Source organism: Mucilaginibacter phyllosphaerae, from assembly GCF_004378255.1.
Lineage (GTDB): Bacteria > Bacteroidota > Bacteroidia > Sphingobacteriales > Sphingobacteriaceae > Mucilaginibacter > Mucilaginibacter phyllosphaerae.
The window spans coordinates 369,193-379,272 of record NZ_SNQG01000002.1; the positions used below are offsets into that span (position 1 = coordinate 369,193).

General features: G+C 45.8%; 2 protein-coding genes. Both read left to right on the top strand.

All coding sequences use genetic code 11. From position 1 onward, the window contains the following. Positions 1 to 3 precede the first annotated feature (3 nt). A complete protein-coding gene (locus E2R65_RS06525) occupies positions 4 to 9,078 on the top strand; it encodes a non-ribosomal peptide synthetase/type I polyketide synthase (RefSeq protein WP_134335678.1) in 9,075 nt (3,024 codons plus the stop codon). Then, a complete protein-coding gene (locus E2R65_RS06530; RefSeq protein ID WP_134335679.1) occupies positions 9,075 to 10,079 on the top strand; it encodes a TauD/TfdA family dioxygenase in 1,005 nt (334 codons plus the stop codon). Before E2R65_RS06525 ends, E2R65_RS06530 begins: the two co-directional genes overlap by 4 nt. Position 10,080 lies beyond the last annotated feature (1 nt).

The window sequence follows — 10,080 nt, forward strand, 5'->3', positions numbered from 1 at the left end:
AAAATGATGATGAAGCAAGGGTCTCCAGAGCTAATTGCAGTTATCGGTGCGGGTTGCCGTTTCCCGGGAGCAGAGAATTTAGAACAATTCTGGCATGTGCTTTCTAACGGTAAAGACCTGATCTCAAAAGACTTCAGCCACCGCTGGCAGGTAAACGAGCCTGCTACACAGTGGGCAGGTTTACTAAATAACATCTACGGCTTCGATGCCTCGTTTTTTAATATTTCGGAGTTAGAGGCGCAGTCTATAGATCCGCAGCATCGCATTTACTATGAGGCTGTTTGGCAGGCTTTAGAAAATGCATTCCTTACTAAAAATCATCTGGATAACAGATCGGTAGGCGTTTTTACAGGAATTTCTACTTCCGACCACGCCTTAAATTTAAACGTAAAAGAAAATATCACTGTTTATAGCGGCACCGGCAATGCAGGCAGCATCGCTTCAAACAGATTATCATATTTAATGAACTGGAAAGGGCCAAGCATCGCCGTTGATACGGCGTGTTCTTCCTCTCTCGTTGCTATTCACCTGGCTTGCCAAAGTTTAATTAACGGTGAATGCGAAACTGCAGTAGCAGGTGGCACCAATGCGCTATTGCGCCCCGAACTAACGCAGATCTTTACAGAAGCTAAAATGCTGGCAGCAGACGGCCGTTGTAAAACTTTTGATGCTTCTGCTGATGGGTATGTAAGGGGCGAGGGGGCCGGTGCGGTTGTTTTAAAACGTTTTGCAGATGCGCTGCGGGATGGCGACCGGGTACTTGCAGTTATCAAAGGAAGCGCTGTAAATCAGGATGGTTTTACAAACGGATTAACCGCCCCCAATGTAAAAAGCCAGGAAGACCTGATAAGGGTAGCCTGTAAAAAAGCAGGTATCGAGCCGGGCGGGTTACAGTATGTTGAGCTACACGGCACCGGCACGTTATTAGGCGACCCGGTAGAAGCCAAAGCATTAGGAAAAGTTTTAAAGGAAGGGCGTAAAGCGCACGAAAAATGTGCCGTAGGGTCTGTTAAAACTAATTTCGGGCATTTAGAGGCTGCCGCAGGTATAGCGGGTTTCATTAAAACCTTATTGTGTATTGTGCACAAGGCAATCCCGCCAAGTTTGCATTTTAATACGCCTAATCCGCATATTTCTTTTGATGACCTGCCTATAATGGTACAAACCCAATTAAAGGATTGGGATACCGCCGAACGCATTGCAGGGGTTAGCGGCTTTGGTTTTGGCGGCACAAACTGCCATATTATTCTTGCATCCCGGCCGGATACAGTGGATGCACCTTATATCCCGGATACCGATCATTTAACACTGTTTTTAAGTGCTAAATCAGAATCGGCTTTAAAGGATATCATTGCGCAATACAAAACCTTATTATCTTCAAAAACATCAGCTGATGTTGCCCGGATCTGCTGTATAACTAACACAGGGCGTACACAATTTACTTATCGTGCAGCCTTTCATGGTGCCGGTAATCCTGAACTATTAACTTGCATGACCGATCTGCCCGTTGATTTCCAGGCGGCAAAAGCTCGTAAAAGCAACGCCTTAAAAATGGTGTTTATGTTTACCGGGCAAGGGTCGCAATACCCGCAAATGGGCGCAGGCCTTTATAAAACGCATGCGGTTTTTAAAACAGTGATTGATGAATGCGAAGAATTGCTTGCAAAGCATCTTGATGTTAAACTTACCAGGATATTGTACGATGATGAGCAGCATCTTTTAACCCAAACCCGGTATGCCCAACCGGCCATTGTTGCAGTAGAGCTTGCTGTAGCTGCCCTATTACAATCATACGGCATTGTACCCGATTTGGTGATGGGCCATAGTTTAGGCGAATATACCGCAGCCTGCGTGGCTGGGGCAATTACGCGCGCAGATGTTTTAAAGCTGGTGGCAAAAAGGGGCACGCTGATGCAAAACCTGGAGCAAGGTGCTATGATAGAGCTGCATGTAAAAGAAGATCAGCTTAAAGCCCTGTTAACCGGCCGCCATCATATTGAAATTGCGGCGTATAACGGCCCCGAACATTTTGTTTTAGCAGGAGGTAAAAACGAGATCGAAGAGTTTATTGCTGTAGTTAAAGAAAACGATATCGAGGTTAAAAAGCTGCCTGTAAGCTCGGGATTCCATACCTGCCTGATGGACCCGGTTCTGGATGAATTTGAAGCATTTTGTTCATCCGTAGAAAGCAGTCCGCTAAACACGCCCCTGCTCTCTACCTGCAGTATGATGATGTTCCTGAAAGGGAATACGATTAGTGCAAACCATTGGCGGCAGCATACCCGCAAACCTGTTTTATACCATCAGTGCCTTAAGCTTTTAGCCGGGCAAAAAATTACGCATGCTTTAGAGATAGGCCCTAAACCTATCCTTGCAACCCTGGCCCAGTTAACCGCCGAAACCACGGGGATAGCCTTTTTACCTACTTTGCACAGCAAGGATGCCGGTGCCGGTATGTTTTATGATACGCTTTGCCAGTTGTTTTTAGATGGATACGGCATAAACCAGGCCGCACCTGCCGGGTTAAAGCATAACTTTTTAACCTTGCCTAACTATCCCTTTCAACGAAAAGAATTCAGGCTTGATGCCCCCCTGGAAAATTATCCCGCAGTAAACGGAAATACCTATGCGCACAAAGCGCCGGTGCTTACAACAGCCCAACAGGATATAGAAACTTATATAGAAAAACTAATGCCGGTTATCAATACCCCATCATCTGAGATGCTGCAAAAAACAGCCGACCAGGTACGCGGCACTATTGCACGCTTGCTACGTGTGAAAACTACACAGGTACAATTACAGGATTCCTTTTTGGAAATGGGTGCCGATTCTTTAGTGCTGGTGAGCGCGGTACGGCAAATTGAGTCGGATTTTAAGGTTGAATTAAAGGTGCGGCAGTTTTTTGAAGAGCTGAGTACTATCGAAAGCCTGGTATCTTACCTGCTGGTCAATTCTCCGGTTTTACAAGCCAAACCGGAAGAAAATATTGAGCATGTTGATCAGTCACTGCCCCATACCGCCACCCGCGAAAACCAAAGTAGTTTAGATCTGATCATCAGCCGGCAACTGGATCTGATGGAGCAGCAAATTGCTTTACTAAAAGGCAATCCATCCCATATTATACAGCCTGCAACCGGTGTTTCAGCATATAAACCGCTTGTAAAACAGGCGGTTAATGCCGCAGATCAGAATCAAAAGGCCGTACTACCATCCTGGGGCGTAAAACAAAAATCAAAAAGCAGTTTATCCGAAGCGCAGCAAAACCACCTTGATGAGCTGATCATAAGATATAATCAACGGACTTCAAAATCAAAAGAATACGCTGCTAAACACCGTAAGCACCTTGCAGATAACAGGGCTTCGGCAGGGTTCCGATTCTCTACTAAAGAAATGCTTTACCCTGTTGTTTCAAATAAGGCGAAGGGGGCTTACCTGTGGGATATCGACGGTAATCAATATATTGACATTTCGATGGGGTTTGGCGTTCACCTTTTTGGCCACGACCCTGATTTTATACGTGAAGCCGTTCATCAGCAGATAGACAATTTTTCGGGGCTGGGGCCACAAAGTTCACTTTCTGGCGAAACTGCGGAGTTGGTAGCAAAAATTACCGGCATGGAGCGGGTAATGTTTGCCAACTCCGGTACAGAGGCGGTGATGATCGCCATGCGCCTGGCAAGGGCCTCGCGAAAAAAGGAAAAAATTGTGATGTTTAAAAACTCCTATCACGGGCATTTTGATGGCTCGCTTGGGGAGCCGGGTTTTGATACCGGGCATACTACCATGCCTGTTGCCCCCGGCATTTTACCGGGTATGGTACAAGATATTATCCTGCTGGAATATGGCGCTGCTGAGTCTTTGCAATACATTCAGGATAATTATAATGAACTTGCAGCAGTTATTGTTGAGCCGGTGCAAAGCCGTAAACCCGAGTTACAGCCGGCCGACTTTTTGATAACCCTGCGCAGGATCACCGCCGAGCAGCAGGTTATCCTGATCATTGATGAAATGATCACCGGTTTCCGTGCAAGCAGCAGTGGTGCACAAGGTTGGTTTGGCATTAAGGCTGATATAGGTACTTATGGTAAAATTGTAGGCGGGGGAATGCCTGTTGGTATTGTAGCCGGTAAGGCGGCAATAATGGATGGGGTAGATGGCGGCCAATGGCAATATGGTGATCAGTCTTTCCCGGAGGCTGATACCACTTTTTTTGCAGGCACTTTTTGCAAGCACCCGGTTACGCTTGCAGCCAGCAAGGCCGTGCTGCAAAAAATTGATGTTGCCGGGCCGGATCTGTACCGGGATCTGAATCAAAAAACACAGCGACTGGTATTTCGCCTCAACCAATATTTTAAGCAGGTTGAGGCGCCGTTTAAAGTAAATCATTTCGGTTCGTTGTTCCGTTTTGAGTTTACGGGCAACCAGGATCTTTTCTTTTACCATTTGTTAGAGAACGGCATTTATATCTGGGAAGGCCGAAATTGTTTTCTATCTACCGAACACAGCGAAGAGGATCTGGACAGCATTTATAAGGCGGTTAAAAAAAGCATTGAGGCGCTTGCATCCAGTGGGTTTTTAAGTTTAAAAGAAAAGGCTATCCGGCAAATCCCTTTAACACAAGCCCAGGAACAGCTTTGGCGATTGGCGCAACTATCTGAAACCGGTAACGCGGCATATACCATCCCTACAACCATCGAATTAGCTGGACAGGTTGATGTTGAATTGCTGCAGCATTGTTTTGATGTAGTGGTATCACGCCACCAGGCGCTGAGGGCCTTTGTGGATGCGGGCGGTAGCTGCCTGAATATAGTTGATGAAATCAATGCCAAGATCAGCATCATCCAGGTAAAGTCTGAGCCGGAATTGGATAAACAGATAAGTGAAGAGCTGACCACACCGTTTGCATTGACTGATGGCCCGCTTTTTAGATGCGTTTTATATAAACTGGATAATAAATACCGGCTCCTTTTTCTGATCCATCACATTATCGCAGATGGCTTTTCGGTGCAGATCATCTTGGATGAGTTATTTAAAATTTACCAGGATCAAGGCGAAACAGCATTTTTACCAGAACCTAAAAAACTTGACTTTTGGGCAGATTGGCAAAGCACCATCAGGCAAAGCGCTGAATGGATAGGCGAACGCGAATATTGGCGTACGCAGTTTGAAAACATCCGGCCGGTTAATTTACCCATATATCGCAGCAGGCCCCTGCAAACGCGGTTTGCAGGCGGTAGTTACAAACGCACTTTTGCGCCTGCCATTTGGGAGGCGGTTAGTAAATTCTCCAAACAGCATGCGGTAACACCGTTTATGGTATTGTTATCAGCATTCGGGGCCTGGGTTAAACGGGTGTCTGAAAGCCATGATTTTTTTGTGGGCATCCCATCCAGCGGCCGAAACTTTAACGATGAGGGGCCATTGGTTGCTTATTGTACGCATTTGCTGCCCATCCGCTTTTTTCCGGACGCAGAAGATGGCGACTTTGCGCATATACTTGCACAAACCAAAAACTCACTGCTGAATGCGTTTCAGCATCCTAACTTTCCTTTTTCGGCCATGCTGCAAGAGTGCAATGGCTCTCAAAACCTGCATTCCCCGGTAGAAGTGACGTTTAACCTGGATAGGATCCAAAGTTCGTTCGATTTGCCCGACATGGCGTTTAAAACCATTAATCCACCCATCAGATTTTCAAAATTTGATCTGAGCCTGAATATGACGGAAGATGCCGGTGAACTTACCGCCAGTATGGATTTTAATGCAGAGTTGTTTGATGAGGAGGAAGTAAAGTGTTTTATGGATCAGTACGAGGCTTTGTTATCGGCTGCTATCCAATTGCCGCAAACCCCTGTTCGGGAATTGCCGTTACAATCGGTAAAAGAAGAGGCAAAGGTGCTTTCTTTGTTCAGAGATTATGATAAAGCGTCGACAAGGGCTTTGTTATTTACGGATCTTTTTAAAGCAAGTGTAACCGGCTTCCCTCATTATCCGGCGGTAAAAGATCTGGAGCTGACCTATACCTACCAGCAGTTAGATTATTTGAGCACAAAGATGGCGTTGCAAATTGCCGCTGAATTTAATTGTACCTCGCCCAGGGTTGCATTGTGGTTCCCAAGATCCTCGCAGATGCTTGTTGCTATGCTGGCTGTAATGAAAGCGGGGGGCAGTTTTATACCGATTGAAAATTACCCGGAGCAAAGGATAATTGAGATCCTGAAAATTGCAGAATGCCGGTTTATGCTGACAACTGAAGCAAAAGTTACCCAATCTTTTATCACCCAATTTAACGGCAGCATCAGTTATTTAAGTTTTGATGTGCCGGAAAAGCTACCGCATTTAAAAGTTGATCTTCCGGCCGTTATTGAAACTGATACGGCTTATCTGTTATTCACATCAGGTTCTACCGGTGTGCCCAAAGCTGTAGCCGTAGCACATGGTGCCTTGGCTAATTATGTGCACGGCATTATGCAGGTATTGCCCATGCCTGCAAAGGGGCATTACGCACAAATTTCAACCTTTTCGGCCGACTTAGGTTATACCATGATCTTCCCTTCGCTGGCTAAAGGTGGATGCCTGCACATTATCGACCCTGAATTAACGCTGGATGCTTACGGTATTAAGCAATACTTTACTGCAAACCCGATAGACTGCCTAAAGATCGTTCCTTCGCATCTTAAGGCCTTGCTTAACACGCAACAGCCGGAGCAAATTCTACCTGCAAAATTGCTGGTATTGGGTGGCGAAAGTTGCGACATGGCCTTTGCCGCCAGGCTTAAAGAATTGGCACCGGATTGCAGCATATTTAACCATTATGGGCCAACAGAAACAACCATAGGGATTTTAGTTGGTGAGTTTAAGGCTGATAATGCCGAAACAGGGACGCTTACGTTAGATACGGTGCTGCCAAATAATGAAGTATATGTGCTGGATAAGGATCTTAAACCGGTAACAAGGGGAAGCGCAGGCCAACTCTATATAGGAGGCAAAAACTTGTCTGATGGTTATATCGGAAATGCCGAACTGACCTCGAAGCTTTTTATACCCAACCCTTTTGATGATTTGCCTAATGCCAAACTTTACAATACCGGCGATAAGGTGCGCCTGTTGCCTAATGGTAAATTACAATGGATAGCCCGCAATGATCTGCAGGTTAAAATACGCGGATACCGGATAGAACCCGGCGAAATTGAAAAAAAAATAGCAGCATACCCGGATGTAAGCCAGGCGGTAGTTTTACCTATTGATTCAGAAAACCCCTCGCTGGCGGCATATGTTACGGGCAAACCCGGTTTAAATGCGGATATACTAACCACTTACCTTACCGGGCTGCTGCCTGTGCACATGGTTCCGGCGCATTGGGTGTTTTTAGACAGATTCCCTATAACAGCCAACGGTAAGCTGGATAAGGGCGCACTGCCTTTACCGGTGGCAAAAGCTTCTGACGAGACAAAAAAAGCCCCGCTGACAGATACAGAAACAGCGATCAGCAATATTTGGAAATCGGTGCTTCGGATACCGGAATTATCGGTGAATGATAACTATTTTTCTATCGGGGGCGACTCGATCCAGATCATCCAGATAGCCAGCCGAATTAAGGAAGCCGGGTTTAACTGCAAACCGGCCGATATTTTTAAAAACCCAACAATAGCGCAGCTATCCCAAAATTTAGCTTTAACAAACAGAACAGATCTTCCGGCTCAAAAAATCACCGGTAAGGTGCCGATGACGCCTGTGCAGCAGCGTTTTTTTAAGCATTTTGAGCAGTGGAGCGATCACTGGAACATGTCGCTATTGTTAGATCTGGATCAAAGCATAACACCAGAGATTGTTAAAGGTGCTTTGGAGCAGTTGATGGCTCATCATGATATGCTGAGGACACATTATAAATTTGCCGAAAACGAATGGGCGCAAAGTTGCGAAGCAGAGAATAAATACAGCTTTACGCTGGCGGTTATTGATACAGATGGGCCTGTGGATTACCTGGCTAAACAGCAGGGCATTATCCGCAATGAGCAGGCATCCGTTAATATTGGCCATGAGCCCATCCGGTTAACGTGGTTTGCCGCAAAAGATAAAAATGCGCAATTGCTGGTTATTGTGCATCACTTACTTGTAGATGGTGTTTCCCTGCGTATTTTATTGTCTGATCTGCAGGCCCTGATCCAACAGGCCATCAGCGGCAGGCCGTTTGTGCTGCAGGCAAAAACAAATTCGTATGCAGAGTGGGCGCAAGAAATAATTGCTTTTTCGCGCTCTCCATTACTAAAACAGGAGCGTGAATACTGGTACACCATGAGCGAGATCCCTGCTGTTGCATGGCCATTTCCGGTCAATGGTTCGGGAAGTAATAATGTAGCCGACGAACGGATGATAAAGTTTACCCTGGATCGTCATCAAACACAGCAATTATTAACTGCAACAAGTGGCTCAAGGTCAGCAAGTATTCAAAATATCCTGCTTGCAGCGCTCACGCTAACCATCACTTCGTACAGCGAAGACGGGATATTGCTGGTGCAGCTTGAAGGGCATGGCAGGGAAAGCTTTTTTACAAACCTGGATGTTACACGCACCGTAGGGTGGTTTACGTCCCATTATCCTGTGTTTTTGGCAACCGGCGCGCAAACCGTTTCAGATGCGCTGAACGATATCAGCGGACAAATTAACGGGGTGCCCAATAAAGGGTTTTCGGCTAATGTAATAGAGTATATGGGCCAGGAAACGATGGCTTTGCCGCACCCGGATGTTTCATTTAACTACATCGGGCAATTAGATGCTGTTTTGCCCGAGGACGGCCTCATCCGTATCAACCAATACAAATGTATGAATGAACGCGCACCCGAATCGCCAAGGCTGCATAAACTGGAGCTTGAGGCATTAATTCTCAACGGAGAATTGGAGGTTAACTGGCATTATTCATCAGAACAGCATACCAAACAGCAAATAACAGATCTGGCCGATAGTATGAAAAGCTATTTGCTTGAATTTTTAGCAACCGGGGCACCATTGGATGTTTCGCTGGTGGCGCTGGAAAAAGAAGAATTAACCGATTTGTATAGCAATTTAACAGCAAACAAATGAGAGAGCTTATTAATCTGAAACGGAAGCCGGTTTTAATAGAATCAGCAGACCTGGTAAAAATAGCCACATTACAGGGCAGAAGTTTGCCCATGGTTATTTCGCCCAACCTGCCCGGTGTTAATTTAAAGGAATGGCTGAATACACAGCGGTCATTCATTAACCAAAAGCTTTTAGAGAACGGCGGTTTGCTGTTTCGTGGTTTTTCGCTACCGGGGCAGGTAGAATTTCATGATATGCTTTCGGCTCTGGATATCCCGCTGATGAAATATGTAGAGGGCGCTACGCCACGGACAGCCCTTACAGATAAAGTGTACACCGCTACAGAATTCCCGAGTGAATATACCATACAGTTGCATAACGAACTTTCTTACGTGCTTTCCTGGCCGATGAAGATCTGTTTTTTCTGCGAAACACCCCCGGTTGAGGGCGGCGAAACAACTATTGCCGATATGCGGAAGGTTTATCAAAGGATCCCAAAGGAAATAAGAGACGAGTTTGAAAAACGAAAATGGAAACTTATCCGCAACTACGACCCTAATTTCAGCCTTACCTGGCAAAAATCTTTCGGTTTAAATACCCGGGCCGAGGTGGAAGCTTATTGCAAAAAGGCCGATCTGGAATTTACCTGGAAAAATGATGCGGTATTAAAAACAAGCTGTGTAAGGGATGCTGTACACACCCACCCGGTAACAGGCGAGAAGATCTGGTTTAACCATGTTGTGTTTTGGCACCCCTCCACATTAGATGCACGGATTAAAGAGAATTTTTTGAAAAACTTTGAGATTGATGATCTGCCTTATAATACTACTTATGGCGACGGCGGAAAAATAGATGATGAGGTGATCCGGATCATTAAGGATGCAATTGATACAGAGACCATTGCCGGGCCCTGGCAACAAGGCGACCTGCTGCTGCTGGATAATATGCTGACAGCGCATGGCCGTAATGCCTTTGAAGGGCAAAGAAAAATACTGGTAGCAATGGGGCAAGCTTTTAAATGAG

What these genes read in the sequence shown, in the direction of transcription:
- E2R65_RS06525 (WP_134335678.1), top strand. Translation starts at nt 4, where the DNA reads ATGATGATGAAGCAAGGGTCTCCAGAGCTAATTGCAGTTATCGGTGCG.
- E2R65_RS06530 (WP_134335679.1), top strand. Translation starts at nt 9,075, where the DNA reads ATGAGAGAGCTTATTAATCTGAAACGGAAGCCGGTTTTAATAGAATCA.